The organism is Acinetobacter sp. FDAARGOS_515, assembly GCF_003938865.1.
GTDB lineage: Bacteria > Pseudomonadota > Gammaproteobacteria > Pseudomonadales > Moraxellaceae > Acinetobacter > Acinetobacter ursingii.
Map to the genome: position 1 here is coordinate 693,204 of NZ_RKIX01000003.1, position 15,078 is coordinate 708,281.

Here is a 15,078-nt window from a genome sequence, read left to right on the forward strand (position 1 = left end):
CTCAGGATATTTATTTGATTCAGCGCGACTTATTCATCACCCTACAGTTGTTTTAAAAACTGTTTTGGCGTTTTCCCTGTCCAGCGTTTAAAGGCCCGACCAAAAGCACTTTGATCAGCATAGCCCAATGATGCGGCAATTTCGACCAGTGAACGCCCTTGTTTTAAATAAGTTTGACTTAAATTTAGACGATATTCGTCCAGAATATCCTGAAAATTAAGCTGATAAGATTTGAGCTGCCGTTGTAAAGTTCGTTCAGAATAATGCATTTGTCTAGCCACATAATCCTGAATGACTTCATTTTGTTGTTTTAATGCTTGTTCAATAAAACCCCAGACTTTTTGTTTTAATAACTGCTGTCGGTGCTCAAACGTATCCGCTTGTTGTAAGGACTGTTTAGCTTGCGTAGATAACACCTGATTGAGTTGTTGATCGGCAGCAAAACTTCTTGCTTGTAATACCTGTTGATCAAAGCAGATTTTATATTGACCCACATACAGCTGAATTTTACAGCCAAAAAACTGCTCATAATGACTTAATGATAAATGCGGGGGCAGTCCTAACTGAATCAAACGAGGCGGGATCAATTGTTCCTGCGCAATCAGTTTCGAAATTCTAAAGATTAATGACAAATTCAATTCATAAATTTCACGGTAATCCTGATAATTTGCGCTCCACATGATCTGAATCTGTTGATCCTGCTCCACAATTTTGAGCTGTTCCAGATTGGTTTGTTGAAATAGTAAGGGATAATATTGCTCAAGCAAATACATCGCCTGTTGTAAGTTTAAACTGGTGGATGCCAGATAGCCCATCATTCCCGCGTCCTGCAAACTGGCTTGTTCAGCCATAACCAAACTAACCGGACGTTTAAAATACCGCTGGAGTTGCTTCATCAACTGTAGATAAACTGTTAAATCGAAACCCTGTTCAGCATCGTTGTTCAATGCATTAGTCAATTGTTGCCATTGCGACTGTTGTTCTGAACCACTCAGCAGAGATTCCAGTTGATAATGTTGCAAGACGCGATGTAGAAGGCGTACATATCCCACTATAATTTTTACTGACATTGCGACATCCTTTTTGTCTCATGTCGCTATTTGTATAAAATATGGCAACAACTGTCAAAACAAAACGGATGATTGTCGCCATACTAAAACCATTGTTTCAACCGAGAATTAAAACAAATGAATGCCCATGTACAATATCAGGTCGATCCCGTGGTGCGCAGCAAACTAGACTTTAAACTTGAAGATGTTCCTCGTTTTTGGTTTGCAGGTGATCCGTTTCGAACTCGAGTTTTTGATGCACTGAGTCTGACCTTTCCGGATGGCGAACGTTATTTTATCGAGTGCGTCCGATTATTTCGTGACAAGATTCAGGATCCTGACTTACAGGCACGAGTGGCTGACTTTATCAAACAAGAAGCTCAGCATGGCATTGCCCATGACAAAATGAATCAACTCATGAAAGAGCAAGGTATGCCCGTTGAGCAATTTACCACTACACTCAAAAAGATTTTCCGCTTTGAGCTCACCAAACGTTCACCGCAATACAATATCGCCATGACTGCGGCGGCAGAACATTTGACTGCATTGATGGCAGAAACCTTTTATAGCAAAAAAGCAACGCTGCAAGAGGTTCACCCTTATGTTCGGGCTTTGTTGGCTTGGCATTCGATTGAGGAAATGGAGCATCGTGATGTGGCTTTTGACGTGATGCAACAGGTCGGAGAAGTTCCCGAAGTCACACGTAAATTTGCGCTGACGATCACCACCGCTTTGATGCTCGGCTTCACCTTATATCGTGCCAATGTCATGTTACGTTGTGATGGTTTTAATGGTCGGCAGCGTTTGCAATTGTTTCGTAAAGGCTTACCGTGGTTTTTAGGGCGCAAGGGAATTTTAACGGCGATGAAAAAGGAATATCTGGACTGGTATAAATCTGACTTTCATCCCAGCCAGCATCCTGTGATTCATCAATACGATGTCTGGGTCAAAACCTACGAAGAAACTGGTGATCCTATTTTAGCAGGTCAAGCATTTTGGCAAGCAGGCTATTAAAGCCTGCTGTTAACTCGAAACATTACCATTTGGCATAATGCTGTTCGAGCAAGGCATATTCAGCATTGAGCTGAATCACATTCCCCTGTTCGAGTTGAATCTGCCCAGTGACGTTAGCTTGCCATTGGCTAAACTGACTGCCCACCATTCTGAGATTAATATTTTCATAACGTCGCCAACCCGTTTCAACTTCAAGTTGCAACTTTTCATCCAGAGAACGTATACGCCAGCGATTTTCCTGTACGCGCTCAAACAAGACATCGCTAAGCGGATAGAGTCTACCATTGACCCACAGACAGTTTTCATTCCCAAAACTTTCATTCACCCCAGAGGCCAAATTAATACCAATACGCTGTCCCTGCATATCCCAAAAATTACAGGAGAGCCAGAACCACGCGGTCTCTGGTCGTAAAAATCCGCAGGTATCATCCAAAGCCGCAAAGGTTTTATCATTAAACTCAATCAGTTGATTTTGTTTATTGATAAAATACCCTTCAACCGCCAGTGTGGTTTTCTTTTGAGTATAGGTCCAGCCATTAATACCATTGGGGGAACATAAACTTAAAGGTTCCGTTCCCGCACAGAAAATTCGCGCGCTGAGTTTAATTTCACCATATTTGGTCACACGTACATAGCGCACACCATTGGCTTGTTGCATTTCAATTTCAAACGGTGCTTTGTAAAAATAACTTTGGTTAAATTGTGGTTGCTCATCAACATGCGTTTTACGCGCCAAAGGCTGAATGGCATTCCACTCCAGCACTTGTTGGGTTGCATGATCATAAATATAAAAAAAACCATGCCCTGCCCATGCAATATCGGCGATGGCTAAACCAATCGAATAATGTTCGTGCTGAATACTACAAAATTTAAATTTCTTATATTTCAGTTTACGTCGCCAGCCTTTTTCTATCTTGCCAAAAGGCGATTGATAGACATAACGACTGAGGCTAATCGCACTCGGAATTTCCTTAAAACGACCATAACGTGGTTGGCCACTTTCTTGTATTAAATCCATTTTCAGTTATCCGTTTAAATGATCCATTTAAAAATCAGGACACACGTGCAAATTTTACACAATTTTCACTTATAGATGAAAAACATATTGTTTTTCTACACGATTATTTTGAGATCCGAACATTTAAGCCAAAGTGAGATAGGTATTTTCCCAATGATTTGGAGCAAATGAACCTTGAACTAAATGAATATAACGTCCATGAATACAATCAATCGCTAAACAATCATCCACCTCAAGCACCCGATCAGTATGGGCTTTTTGCCATTTTTGATCGATATAAGCTTTACCGCGTTGTTTGGCTATGGTGGCATCGGTTGCAACTACCAAAACATAACGATGTAATTCGCCAAATTCACGTGCATCGTAGCCGCCCAAATTAATCAAATATAGCTTTTGATCCTTTGCAGCGGGAGCGGCATGAGATAAATGAACTTGATAAGATACGTCTTCGGACTCTACACCATTTACCTTCATCCACGCATCGATATGTAGACCTTTTAGCTCGCCAAACCATGCTTGTTTCAGTTGCGGCGTGATGTCTTCTAGCGAAGATCCGATGGCAAAGACCACATCATGCACTTCGGTATTGGCGCGAACATGACGACCACCGAGCATGACCACAAATAAATTTGACATTTTTATTCTCTTTTGTTGAAGAAAAAGGCCACCTGATCGGCAGCCTAAATCCTGAAAATAAATAAGTTGAAGATTACATTTCAACCATTTCCACGCCATCGACACGGGCAACCGTCATCAAGTCTTTATCACCACGACCTGAAACGGTCGCAATAATAATTTGATCTTTCGACATGGTTGGTGCCAATTTAGTGACATAAGCCATTGCGTGAGAGCTTTCGAGTGCAGGAATAATTCCTTCAATCTGGGTCAAATCACGGAAGCCCTGTAAGGCTTCGTCATCGTTGATTGGCACATATTGCACACGTTGCATATCTTTTAAGAAACTATGTTCTGGCCCTACACCAGGATAATCCAGACCTGCTGAAATACTATGCGTTTCTATAATTTGACCTTGTGCATCACTCATCAAATAAGTCCGATTACCATGCAGTACACCGACATGTCCTGCATTGAGTGGTGCCGAGTGTTTACCTGTTTCGACACCATAACCAGCCGCTTCGACACCATACATTTTGACATCATAGTCATTCAAAAATGGATAGAATAAGCCCATTGCATTCGAACCACCACCGACACAAGCCACCAGAGCATCAGGTAAACGACCTGCCTGATCCTGAATTTGCTGACGTGCTTCACGACCAATAATCGATTGGAAATCACGTACCAATTGCGGATACGGATGCGGCCCTGCCACGGTTCCAATCACATAATAGGTGCTGTCAACATTGGTGACCCAGTCACGCATGGCTTCATTCATGGCATCTTTTAAGGTTTTTGAGCCACTTTGCACAGGCACAACCGTTGCACCGAGTAAACGCATACGATAAACATTCATCGCCTGACGTTTGACATCTTCAGCACCCATGTAAACCACACATTCCATGCCCAAACGCGCGGCAATTGTTGCAGTAGCAACACCATGCTGACCCGCACCCGTTTCAGCAATAATCCGCTTTTTACCTGAAAGTTTCGCCAATAATGCCTGACCAATGGTGTTGTTCACTTTGTGTGAACCTGTATGGTTCAAGTCTTCACGTTTTAAATAGATCTGCGCTCCGCCCAAGTGTTTCGACCATCGCTCTGCATGATATAGCGGACTAGGACGTCCGACATAAAAAGCCAGATCACGGTCGAATTCTGCCAGAAATTGCTCGTCATTTTTCATACGGTTATAAAGACTTTCTAAATCTTCCAAAGCCGCCATGAGCGTTTCTGACACAAAACGTCCGCCATGAATACCAAAATGCCCACGAGCATCTGGATATTGCGTATAGTCAACCATCTGACCGTTTTGACTAGCGTTTTGCTGATCCACGTTGGACTCCTTGCATAAATCTTTCTATAAGTTGTTGGTCTTTGATACCTTTGGCAGATTCTACACCGCCACTCACATCTACCGCGTAAGCATGTGTTATTTCAATCGCATCTTCGACATTCTCAGGCGTTAGGCCTCCTGCCAAAATCAGAGGAATATCTATTTGAGGAAACTTCGACCAGTCAAATTGATGACCCGTTCCACCTTTGAGTTCAGGATGCCATGCATCGAGTAAAATTGCACTGGCCCCCGCAGCCTGATAACGCTGAATTTCACCCACGACATCCAGATCAGGTTTGACTTGAAGCGCTTTATACCAACGGCGTTTACAGATGCTCGCTATCTGCTGGCATTGCTCAGGCGTTTCATCGCCATGAAACTGTATGATATCTAATGCGACATGCTCAAGTGTTGTCTGAATCTGTTCTGCACTGGCATTCACAAATAAACCCACTGTTTGTATATACGGCGGAATATGTTCTATGAGTTGCTGTGCTTGCGCTGGGCTAACATAACGCGGACTTGGTGGAAAAAATACAAAGCCTATGGCGTCAGCGCCTGCCTGAACGACCGATAAAATATCTTGAGAACGGGTAATACCGCAAATTTTTGCGCGCGTTCGCATAAGGACATGGCTCTTGGTTGCCTGATCTATAGCCATCTATAAATCATAAAAAGAAAGCTATTGTAATGCAATTTCGTTCTGTTGCGGAAAAACTTAGTGTGAATAGATCGTATTCAGATTGTTTAATTCACAGCCAGACTTTATACTTCGCCCAAATGGCAACAAGTCAAAGCAATCGCCATAGGGAAGCTGGTGAAACTCCAGCACTGCCCCCGCAACGGTAACAATGTAAAGCATATTTTTTAGGCTAATTTAGGCTTAACACCACTGCATGATCAGATGTGGGAAGGTGAATATGTGAATACCCTCATAGGTATAATATTGAAGTCCGGAGACCTGCTTGTTGCATCCTTTAACTCAATCATTCACGTGGGGTGAATGTATGGAGCACATCATGTCTATTTCTTTACAACCTACTCGTTTAGTGGGTGCTATCGCTATTGCGATGGGGTTTTCATCTGTTGCATTTGCAGATGAATCAACGAATGCCACCAAACTTGATCCTATTGTCGTTACAGCTTCTAAAAGTGCAGAGAAAGTGAGTGAAGTCCCTGCGCGGATTTCTATCATTGAACCTCAAATACTCGAACAATCTCCAATTGCATCTTTACCAGATCTATTAATGAGCGAAGCTGCCATTAATATGGTGCAAAGTGGTGGTTATGGGCAAACAGCATCAATTTTTTTACGTGGCGGTAATTCAAACCAAACTCTGATTTTACGAGATGGTGTTCGCTTAAACTCTGCTACTTCGGGAACGGCATCTTTGCCTTTTATCGATACGACAGATATTAAACAAATTGAAGTCTTGAAAGGGCCTGCTTCTGTACTCTATGGTTCTGATGCAATTTCGGGTGTGGTTCAACTGATTTCAAAAACACCAGAAAAGAACTCAGCCTTTGTGACAGGCGAAGTTGGCGAAAATAAAACCTATAAATCTGTCGTTGGTGCAGATTTAGCAGAAAATGGTTTTTATGCGCAAGTACGCGGTCAGCGTCTTGAAACTGATGGAACACCTGTTAAAGACAGTGCCAATGCAGCGGATGCTTCTTATGATCAAAAAGGTTTTAGTACCAAAATTGGTGTAGACAAAGAGAACTACGCTGCTTCCGTTGATTATAGCCAAAATGAAGGGAATAGTGCTTATGACAACTATGGCAGCTTGGTCAATCAAGATTTTAAAAATGAAGTCATTAATTTAAAAGGTAAAGTAAAATTGCTCGAGGATATCGAGTTAAATGCACGTTTATCTCAGTTTAAGGATGATATTAACCAAAAAGATCCTAATTATCTCAACAGTTATGATTTTGTTCATAGTAAAACTCAAGAAGCGGAACTCTATGGGAAATGGAATTTTACTGCACATCAAAATATTCTGTTAGGTGTAACGCATCGCAATATTGATGGTGATGTAATCTCTTACGGCACACCATACAGCGAAGATATTGATTCAACAGGTTATTATATCCAACACCAATATAATCAAGCTGGTTTAAATACCCAAGTGGGTTTACGGGTTGAAGATAATGAAAAATTTGGAACCCATACCGTTGCTCAAGGTGCAATTCGCTACCAACTACTTCCTCTTACTAGCGTGTATGCAAATATTGGTTCAGCCTTTAAAGCACCGACTTTAAATGACATGTATGCCTACGGCGGTAATCCTGAGTTAAAACCAGAGGAAAGTATTTCTTATGAAATTGGGGTTGACCAAAAACTAGCCTACAACATTTCTACAGGCCTATCACTCTATACTACTCAAGTCGATGACTTAATTAACTATAGTGGCAGTCGAATGGAGAACGTAGACAAAGCTAAAATGGAAGGTGGCGAAGCCTATATCAAATGGCAAGGTGAACATCTTTATGCAAATTTAGGTTATAACTATGTTCGCGCCAAAGATGATAACACTCATGAAGACTTGAGCCGTCGTCCACGTCAGAATGTGAGTCTAACTACTGGCTGGCAAGATGAGCATTATGGTTTCTCGACGACTGTGATGGCAAATGGTTCTTATGACAATAGCGCCTATGATGATGTAAAAGTTCCAGGTCACTTACGCATTGATATGCATGGTCATTACAATATTAACCAGAATGTTCAAGTATTCGCCAATATTCAAAATATCGGAGATACAAACTATCGCACAGCCTATGGTAGCGGTAGTTACTACATCAACGGCGGTCGTCTTGCTTCAGCAGGAGTAACGCTTTCGTATTAAACAAAAATAGATAAAAATATTTTAAACAGCGCAGTTTAAGGATAATGTAATGACCGACATTATCCTTTTTTTGAAGGAAAATTTATGGGACACCGTTTAAGTAAAATATATACACGCACTGGCGATGCAGGCACCACAGGTTTGGGCGATGGCTCTCGCGTTTCTAAAGATGATCTACGTATTGCAGCACTCGGTGAAGTGGACGAGTTGAACGCAATTTTAGGGGTATTACGTGCTCAAATTGCCCATTCAGATTCGACTCAAAAAGAAAAATGGGAAAAACATTTAAGTCTGATTCAACACTGGCTGTTTGATTTAGGCGGTGAGGTCTGTATCCCGAACTATACCTTGTTGCAAGATGCCAGCATTGAGTACTTAGAACAAAGTATTGACCAGATGAATGAGCAGCTTCCAATGCTTAAAGAATTTATTCTGCCTTCTGGTAGCTTGGCCTGTAGTTATGCACATCAAGCTCGTGCGGTATGTCGCCGTGCAGAACGCAGTTTGATTACGGTCCAGCAACGCGATCAAAATATTCAAACCACCTCATTACAATTATTGAATCGTTTGTCAGATTGGTTATTTGTGGCATCTCGGACCTTACAGCGTGAAAGTGGTGGCTCAGAAGTGTTATGGCAACGTAATATTAATGACACGATTTAAATTTTAAAATCACAAGGTCATATTCTGGGTAACTCAACTATGCAAATCATTGGTCATCGTGGCGCACGGGGCGAAGCACCTGAAAATACACTGGGTGGTTTTCAGTATTTAAGAGACTTAGGCATTCGCGCTGTTGAGTTTGATATTCGTCAACTCAGCAATGATCAACTTATGATTATTCACGATGATAATTTTTTGCGGACTACAGGTATTGCTGGCTCGGTATATGATCAGAATATCGATCTACAACAATTTGACCATCGTCACAACTGGCAGAATTGGCCTCAAGCTGAATACACGCCTTCACTTATACAGGTTTTAAATCTACTACATGATTTTGATCATATCGAAGTTGAGGCTAAAGCGGTCAACACTCAAGTAGATGCTGAAAAACTTACTCAAAGCTTAACTCAATATTTACAGGGCTTTGAGCAACAAGTCACCATCACCAGTTTTGATGAAAAAATTCTGTATTCTCTACAACAACAAAACAGCAGCTTTAAGCGCGGCTTTTTAATTGAAGAAGATATCAAGGCTCAAGCTATTGAAATAGCTCAAAAGCTAGGATGCTGTCATATTGGCTGGATGGATCAACTGGCCACCCACGACATGCTACAACTTTCCCAGCAAGCGCAGTTAAACATTAGTGTTTGGACAGTCAATGATATCGACCGTGCCAAACAACTCAGGGATGAAGGCATTCAGGGTCTGATCACGGATTATCCAAAGCAAATGTTGGCAGCACTTTAAGATCATTAAATCTTCACTGATCCAAACTAGTTTATTTCTTTTGGGCTTGAACTAAAATTTGCCCACTTTGATCCAACAACAATATTTGATTACCTTGCAACTTAAATCGTTTCACACGTTGTAAGACATCCATCAACTCAGCTTCTTGTGCCAATGCACCATCGCAACTTTGGTGGCCTGCCCGAACATCCAGATCAAGTTGCTGTAAGGCAAAGTTATAGGTATAACGACCATAAATCGTATTACAGCCCGTATTACCTTGTACAGTTTGCACAGCTGAGTTCAATGTCAGAAAAGGCATTTGATTAAAAAATTTAGCGCGTTTTTGCAGGACAGATGTAATCTGCCAAGTCACATCTTGTACACCATCGATACTTTTACGCGAAGGCTGAACAGATGACTGTTTGAGATGGTGGGCGCTTAACGCTGGTTTGCCGTTATTTTTTTGTATGGGTGCTGTTGTACTTTGACAGGCCACCAAAGCGAAAGCCACACTTAAAAACAGTAAGTTGCGTAAAGAATATCTCACAAAATGCCTACCCTATTGATTGCATCGTTTATCTTTCATAAACATGATGGATCTTGCGATAAAATCAATAAGCACATTGTTGAATTCTGTTACTGTTTTGATCAATACACTTGTACAATATTGCTAGTGAACATGTGTTCGCTCATGTTAATATGATGAATTCGTAGCCCGTCATGTTCGTTATAATTTCAGGGCCAGATAGTACTATTTTAACCTTTCACAAAAAGGTTTCCAGGAGCGCTGATGGAGATGAATACTCCCGCAACTCAAGCCCCAATCAACTGGATTGCAATTTTTGCTTTAGTTTTTTTACCGATTGTCGCGGTTATTGCGATCCCACTTTACGCTTATCACCATGATTTTAGCTTGGCATCATGGGTGAGTATGTTTGTACTTTTAGGTATGAGCAGTCTAGGTATTACGGCTGGTTATCATCGCCTGTGGGCACATCGCGCCTATGAAGCGACTTTACCGTTAAAAATCATCCTGATGATTATGGGAACCTTTGCGGTTCAAAACAGTATCCTTTTCTGGGCTTCAGGACACCGTACCCATCATCGCCATGTAGACGATATTGAAAAAGATCCATATTCCATCAAAAAAGGCTTCTGGTACGCACATCTTGGCTGGATGTTACGTGACTATCCAGCAGCAGAACCAAATTTCAAAAATGCACCAGATCTACTCAATGACAAACTGGTGATGTTCCAACACAAATATTACATTCCACTGGTCATTGCGGTTCATGTCGTCATTCTGGGCGCTGTGGGCTGGGCTGTCGGTGATGTTTGGGGCGTCATGCTGTTAGGTGGTCTGGTTCGTTTAATTTTGAGCCATCACGTGACGTTCTTTATTAACTCACTGTGTCATATGTGGGGCAAACGTCCTTATACGGATGAAAATACAGCGCGCGACAACTTCTGGCTTGCAATCGCGACTTGGGGTGAGGGTTATCATAACTACCATCATATCTTCCAATACGATTATCGTAATGGGGTGAAATGGTGGCAATATGACCCGACCAAATGGTTGATCTGGTCGTGTTCAAAACTGGGCTTAGCGAAAAACTTGCGCCGTATTCCGAGCTTTAATATTCAAAAGGCTGAATTGGCAATGCGTTTTAAATATGCTGAACAGGATTTGGCAATTTACGGTCATGATGTCAACACTGACCTTGCTCAAATGAAGCAGCGTATTGCTCAAGAGTATGAGGCATTTACCCTGACACTTAATGACTGGGCCAAGTTGAAAGAACAAGAGTTGCATGCTAAAAAAGCCGCAATGGCAGAAAAGATTCATCAAATGGATCATAAACTTAAAGTCGATTTTCAATTACTCGAACATCGTTTAAGCCACCATCGCGAATGTCTGGAAACTTTGATGCGTAATGTCAAAAAACGCAATGTCGTTTCTGAATAATGATCATCATCAGATGCTGATCTAACTCTTCAGCATCTTCTCCTTATTCATAAAGAAGCCCATCTATTTAAGATGGGCTTCTTTGTTTTTGATGGTTTCAGATATGAATTTTAATTACCCTGTACCAAGCGACGGGCGCTAATGATTCCAGGTTGTTGCTCCAAACGTGCCAGCAAGCGAGATAACTGTGCCAAGCCTTTGACTTCAATCAACAGCTTCATATTCGCAATCCCATCAGCTTCAGAGATGGTATTGACCTGACGAATATTGATTTGATCTGAAAAAATCACTTGTGTCAGATCTTTAAGCAATCCACGACGATCATAGGCATCAATCACAATCTGCACACTTTGACCACGAGTCGGCTGCATTTCCCAGTCTGCTTCAACAGCGCGTTCAGGCTCATTCTTAATCATGCGCAAATAATCTGGGCAAGCTACTTTATGAATGCTCACGCCACGATTCAACGTAATATAACCACCAATGGATTCACCATGTACAGGCTGGCAGCACTGGGCAATATGAAGTTCGACATTATCCAGACCGTCAATCAAAATACCATGTGCAGACAGAGTATGACTAGCACGCGGATTCAGTGTCGGTTTAAGTACCAGTTCAGGTTCGTCATTATCCAGATGCATTTGACGATTAACCTGATTAATCAAGGCATGCAGACTAATGTCGCCGCTGACCAGTGCAACCAATATGTCATCACCTGTTTTCAGGTTAAAGTGTGATGAATAATCGTTGAGATCAATACTTTTTGGATGAATCGCCAAACGTGCCAATTCTTTATTCAGAATTTCACGACCGACTTCCAGATTTTTACTACGATCCTGCTGTCTAAACCAATGGCGTAACTTATCACGCGCACGAGCAGTTTTAATATAACCCAGAGAGTTCACCAACCAGTCACGGTTCGGCTCACGATCTTTTTTGGTTAAAATCTCAACCTGCTCACCTGTTTTTAAGGCATATGTGAGCGGTACGTAACGCTGATTCACCCGCGCGGCATAACACTTGTTACCCACTTCGGTATGTACATGATAGGCAAAGTCTAAAACGGTAGAACCGCGTGGTAATTCCTTAATATCCCCATCACGACTAAACACATAAATCTTTTCAAAGTCTTCAAAATTTTGAAGATCTTCTAAATTTTCTGATTCATCATCATGCTTATGGACATTACTTTCATTACGTTCCTGATAATGCTCCAACACCGCTCTAAGAGAATGTAATCGATGATTAAAAGAATGATCTGTGGTTTTAGAGCCTTCTTTATAATTAAAGTGCGAACATACCCCTAGCTCAGCTTCTTCATGCATTTCATAGGTACGAATTTGCACTTCCAGTGATTTATTTTCAGCAATCACCGCGGTATGCAAAGAACGATAACCATTGGCTTTCGGGTTGGTAATATAGTCATCAAATTGATGCGGAATATGCCGCCAGATTTGATGAACAATCCCCAATGAGTGATAGCATTCTGGAATGCTTTTGACTAAAACACGTAACGCGCGAATATCATACAATTGATCGAAACTTAAGTTTTTACTCTTCATTTTCCGATAAATTGAATAAATATGTTTAACCCGCCCTGTAATCTCAGACTCAATCCCATGTTCCGCAAGCTCGGTTTTGAGCTTATCAATCACAAACTGAATGTATTGCTCACGCTCAAGACGTTTCTCATTGAGTAAAGATGCAATTTCTTTATAACGATCTGGCGCTAAATAGCGAAATGCTAAATCTTCCAGTTCCCATTTCAGTTGGGCAATTCCCAGACGATGTGCCAAAGGAGAATAAATGGTTAAAATTTCACGTGCTACACGTTCCTGACGTTCACGCGATGACGTTGCCAGTTCACGCAGAGCTAAGGTTCGTTCAGCTAATTTGATCAATACAACACGGACATCTTCAGTCACTGAAATCAGCATCTTATAAATGCCACTTAAATGTTCGCGCTGATTATTATTAAAGTGATCTTCAAGACGTTTGTTTTTTTCAATTAATTCAGACAGTTTACCCATCGCCAAAGTGCCTTTGACGAGGTTATAAACCTGCTCTCCAAATTTTTTCTGAATTTCTTCCAGTGTAATGACATTTTCACGGACACAACGATACAGCATCGCTGCACACAGGGTATCTTCGTCGACATGTAAATGTGCCAAAATATCAGCCATTCCAATGCCTGTTGAAAAGGTATTGGATGAATGGTGGGTATTTAGGGTCAACTCTTTTTGTAAAATAAGATAAGCAATTTCTTCAAGCTTGGTTAGCTCTGCCCCGTCTAAAATATCACGAACGCGATCCAGCCATGCTGCCAGTTCACGTTGTGCTTCTTCGGCATGTTCTACAGTCGTTTCATCTGACAACTCAATTAGTCGTTCAGGTAGCTGTTCACGTACTGTGACCATACCATTCTCCTATGGTGATACTCATTTTTAATCGTTTAGCTCTTTCATTTTTTCAAATAAAGCAATAGATTCAACATGACCCGTATGAGTAAACATGTCCATCACCCCTGCTTTTTTTAATTGGTAACCATGCTCAGCCAGTACACTTGCATCCCTTGCCAGTGTTGCTGGATTACACGATACATAAACGATTCTTTTTGCTCCAAAGTTCGGAATGTACTGCATAACTTCATATGCACCCGCACGTGGAGGGTCTATCAATAATGCATCAAATCCCTGTTTTGCCCAAGAATGATGCGAAAAATCTTTTGTTAAATCTTGTGAATAGAACTCAACTTGTGAAATTTCATTACGTTTCGCATTTTCTGTTCCACGTTGTACCATGTCCTCACTACCTTCTACTCCCACCACTCGCCCAGTTGTTCCAACACAACGTGCCAGCGGCAAAGTAAAGTTACCCAAACCACAGAATAAATCGAGCACGCGCTCACCCTGTCGTAGCTGTAGCAATTCACATGCCAATTGTACCATCTGTTGGTTTACACTTGGGTTAACTTGCGTAAAATCAAGCGGCGAAAACGCAAAATTTAAGTCGAATTCAGGCAAGCTGTAATGCAGACGCATCTCTGCTTGTTCATCCACGCGTTTTAAACTGCTCGCAAAGCTTTTAGGTTGCAGATAAAGCTGCCAGCCTTTTTGTTTTGCAAAACCCAGTAGTTGATCTATATCTTTATGGGCGAGCGGCTCGACATGGCGAACCAAAAGTGCAATCTCTGAATCTCCCATCGCCAACTCTATATGACCAATACTGCCTTTGCCTTTTAGACTTTGCAGTAATTGTTTTAATTCAGGTAAAGCCTCTGACAACCGTACTTGCAGAATTGGACAAGTACCAATCGAGATTAAACGATTACTTTGATGCTCCCGAAAACCCATTATTAACTGCTTTTTGGCAGGCAAATAACGCACACCGATACGCGCCCGATGTCGGTAATCCTGCTGCGCTGAACGCAAAGGAGTCAACCACTGCGTCGCTTGCAATCCACCAAAATGTTGCAAATGTGACTTCAATACATTCTGTTTTAACTGAATCTGTTCATTCGGATCTATATGCTGCATGTTACAACCGCCACAAATGCCATAATGAGGACAAATCGGGGCTACGCGCAATGGAGAAGGTTCACTCAACAATTCGAGCATTTCCCCTTCTTCCAGACGTTTGGTTTCATGCGTGATTTTGGCGCGAACGATTTCACTCGGCAGCGCATAGCGGATAAAAACTTTTTTACCCGTTTTGGCTTCAGGATGTTCTACATCAGTTCCAAAATGCGCAATACCACGCCCCTCATGCGATAAGGACTCGACCTGAAAAGTGTACACAGGAGATTGAGCAGAAGGTTTAGTGGCGTGTTTCAAGAG

Annotated in this window: 13 protein-coding genes and 1 riboswitch; of the genes, 5 read left to right on the forward strand and 8 right to left on the reverse strand. The window is 41.7% G+C overall.

Annotation, left to right across the window (positions count from 1 at the left end; genetic code table 11):
• Positions 1–41: 41 nt before the first annotated feature.
• Positions 42–1,070, reverse strand: a complete 1,029-nt coding sequence (locus tag EGS47_RS04785) for a helix-turn-helix domain-containing protein (RefSeq protein WP_125269248.1) — start codon at positions 1,068–1,070, stop codon at positions 42–44.
• A 117-nt stretch (positions 1,071–1,187) separates the two neighbouring features.
• Between EGS47_RS04785 and EGS47_RS04790 the strand changes: the two genes are divergently transcribed.
• Positions 1,188–2,063 carry a metal-dependent hydrolase gene (locus EGS47_RS04790; protein WP_125269249.1) on the forward strand — a complete coding sequence of 292 codons (876 nt, stop codon included), beginning with the start codon at positions 1,188–1,190 and terminating at the stop codon, positions 2,061–2,063.
• 22 nt (positions 2,064–2,085) lie between these two features.
• Here EGS47_RS04790 and EGS47_RS04795 read toward each other — a convergent pair whose 3' ends face one another.
• The 4 genes from EGS47_RS04795 to EGS47_RS04810 all read right to left on the reverse strand — a co-directional run bounded on the left by EGS47_RS04795 (position 2,086) and on the right by EGS47_RS04810 (position 5,660).
• Positions 2,086–3,081: a DUF2804 domain-containing protein gene (locus EGS47_RS04795; RefSeq protein ID WP_125269250.1), complete on the reverse strand. Its 996-nt coding sequence runs from the start codon at positions 3,079–3,081 to the stop codon at positions 2,086–2,088.
• A gap of 123 nt (positions 3,082–3,204) precedes the next feature.
• On the reverse strand, positions 3,205–3,717 hold the full coding sequence (locus EGS47_RS04800) for a DUF1543 domain-containing protein (RefSeq protein WP_125269251.1): 513 nt from the start codon (positions 3,715–3,717) through the stop codon (positions 3,205–3,207).
• 73 nt (positions 3,718–3,790) lie between these two features.
• The gene (gene trpB / locus EGS47_RS04805; RefSeq protein ID WP_171455428.1) at positions 3,791–5,002 is read right to left on the reverse strand and encodes a tryptophan synthase subunit beta; all 1,212 of its coding nucleotides are present in this window, start codon (positions 5,000–5,002) and stop codon (positions 3,791–3,793) included.
• Positions 5,003–5,015: 13 nt separating this feature from the next.
• Positions 5,016–5,660: a phosphoribosylanthranilate isomerase gene (locus EGS47_RS04810; RefSeq protein ID WP_267313004.1), complete on the reverse strand. Its 645-nt coding sequence runs from the start codon at positions 5,658–5,660 to the stop codon at positions 5,016–5,018.
• Between the two features lie 146 nt (positions 5,661–5,806).
• A riboswitch (cobalamin riboswitch) is annotated at positions 5,807–6,019 on the forward strand.
• A gap of 35 nt (positions 6,020–6,054) precedes the next feature.
• On the opposite strand from EGS47_RS04810, the gene EGS47_RS04815 reads away from it, so the two are divergent.
• The 3 genes from EGS47_RS04815 (at position 6,055) to EGS47_RS04825 (ending at position 9,294) form a co-directional block, all read left to right on the forward strand.
• Positions 6,055–7,881 (forward strand): TonB-dependent receptor plug domain-containing protein, encoded by a 1,827-nt coding sequence (locus tag EGS47_RS04815; protein WP_125269254.1) that lies wholly within the window; start codon positions 6,055–6,057, stop codon positions 7,879–7,881.
• An 84-nt stretch (positions 7,882–7,965) separates the two neighbouring features.
• Complete coding sequence (locus EGS47_RS04820) at positions 7,966–8,544, forward strand: cob(I)yrinic acid a,c-diamide adenosyltransferase (RefSeq protein ID WP_004991281.1); 579 nt, start codon at positions 7,966–7,968, stop codon at positions 8,542–8,544.
• Between the two features lie 39 nt (positions 8,545–8,583).
• Positions 8,584–9,294 (forward strand): glycerophosphodiester phosphodiesterase, encoded by a 711-nt coding sequence (locus EGS47_RS04825; RefSeq protein WP_125269255.1) that lies wholly within the window; start codon positions 8,584–8,586, stop codon positions 9,292–9,294.
• A gap of 31 nt (positions 9,295–9,325) precedes the next feature.
• Here the strand turns inward: EGS47_RS04825 and EGS47_RS04830 are convergent, their stop codons facing one another.
• Positions 9,326–9,823, reverse strand: a complete 498-nt coding sequence (locus EGS47_RS04830) for an META domain-containing protein (RefSeq protein WP_125269256.1) — start codon at positions 9,821–9,823, stop codon at positions 9,326–9,328.
• 249 nt (positions 9,824–10,072) lie between these two features.
• Here EGS47_RS04830 and EGS47_RS04835 point away from each other — a divergent pair, with 249 nt between their 5' ends.
• Positions 10,073–11,242: an acyl-CoA desaturase gene (locus tag EGS47_RS04835; RefSeq protein WP_035271691.1), complete on the forward strand. Its 1,170-nt coding sequence runs from the start codon at positions 10,073–10,075 to the stop codon at positions 11,240–11,242.
• Between the two features lie 110 nt (positions 11,243–11,352).
• Here EGS47_RS04835 and EGS47_RS04840 read toward each other — a convergent pair whose 3' ends face one another.
• A complete protein-coding gene (locus tag EGS47_RS04840) occupies positions 11,353–13,659 on the reverse strand; it encodes a RelA/SpoT family protein (protein WP_005001421.1) in 2,307 nt (768 codons plus the stop codon).
• Positions 13,660–13,686: 27 nt separating this feature from the next.
• Complete coding sequence (gene rlmD, locus EGS47_RS04845; RefSeq protein WP_005001419.1) at positions 13,687–15,075, reverse strand: 23S rRNA (uracil(1939)-C(5))-methyltransferase RlmD; 1,389 nt, start codon at positions 15,073–15,075, stop codon at positions 13,687–13,689.
• Positions 15,076–15,078: the final 3 nt, after the last annotated feature.

Coding starts and splice junctions, on each gene's coding strand:
- EGS47_RS04785 (WP_125269248.1), bottom strand. CDS start 1,070: ATGTCAGTAAAAATTATAGTGGGATATGTACGCCTTCTACATCGCGTC.
- EGS47_RS04790 (WP_125269249.1), top strand. CDS start 1,188: ATGAATGCCCATGTACAATATCAGGTCGATCCCGTGGTGCGCAGCAAA.
- trpB (WP_171455428.1), bottom strand. CDS start 5,002: ATGGTTGACTATACGCAATATCCAGATGCTCGTGGGCATTTTGGTATT.
- EGS47_RS04840 (WP_005001421.1), bottom strand. CDS start 13,659: ATGGTCACAGTACGTGAACAGCTACCTGAACGACTAATTGAGTTGTCA.
- EGS47_RS04835 (WP_035271691.1), top strand. CDS start 10,073: ATGAATACTCCCGCAACTCAAGCCCCAATCAACTGGATTGCAATTTTT.
- EGS47_RS04810 (WP_267313004.1), bottom strand. CDS start 5,660: ATGCGAACGCGCGCAAAAATTTGCGGTATTACCCGTTCTCAAGATATT.
- EGS47_RS04825 (WP_125269255.1), top strand. CDS start 8,584: ATGCAAATCATTGGTCATCGTGGCGCACGGGGCGAAGCACCTGAAAAT.
- EGS47_RS04795 (WP_125269250.1), bottom strand. CDS start 3,081: ATGGATTTAATACAAGAAAGTGGCCAACCACGTTATGGTCGTTTTAAG.
- EGS47_RS04820 (WP_004991281.1), top strand. CDS start 7,966: ATGGGACACCGTTTAAGTAAAATATATACACGCACTGGCGATGCAGGC.
- EGS47_RS04815 (WP_125269254.1), top strand. CDS start 6,055: ATGTCTATTTCTTTACAACCTACTCGTTTAGTGGGTGCTATCGCTATT.
- EGS47_RS04800 (WP_125269251.1), bottom strand. CDS start 3,717: ATGTCAAATTTATTTGTGGTCATGCTCGGTGGTCGTCATGTTCGCGCC.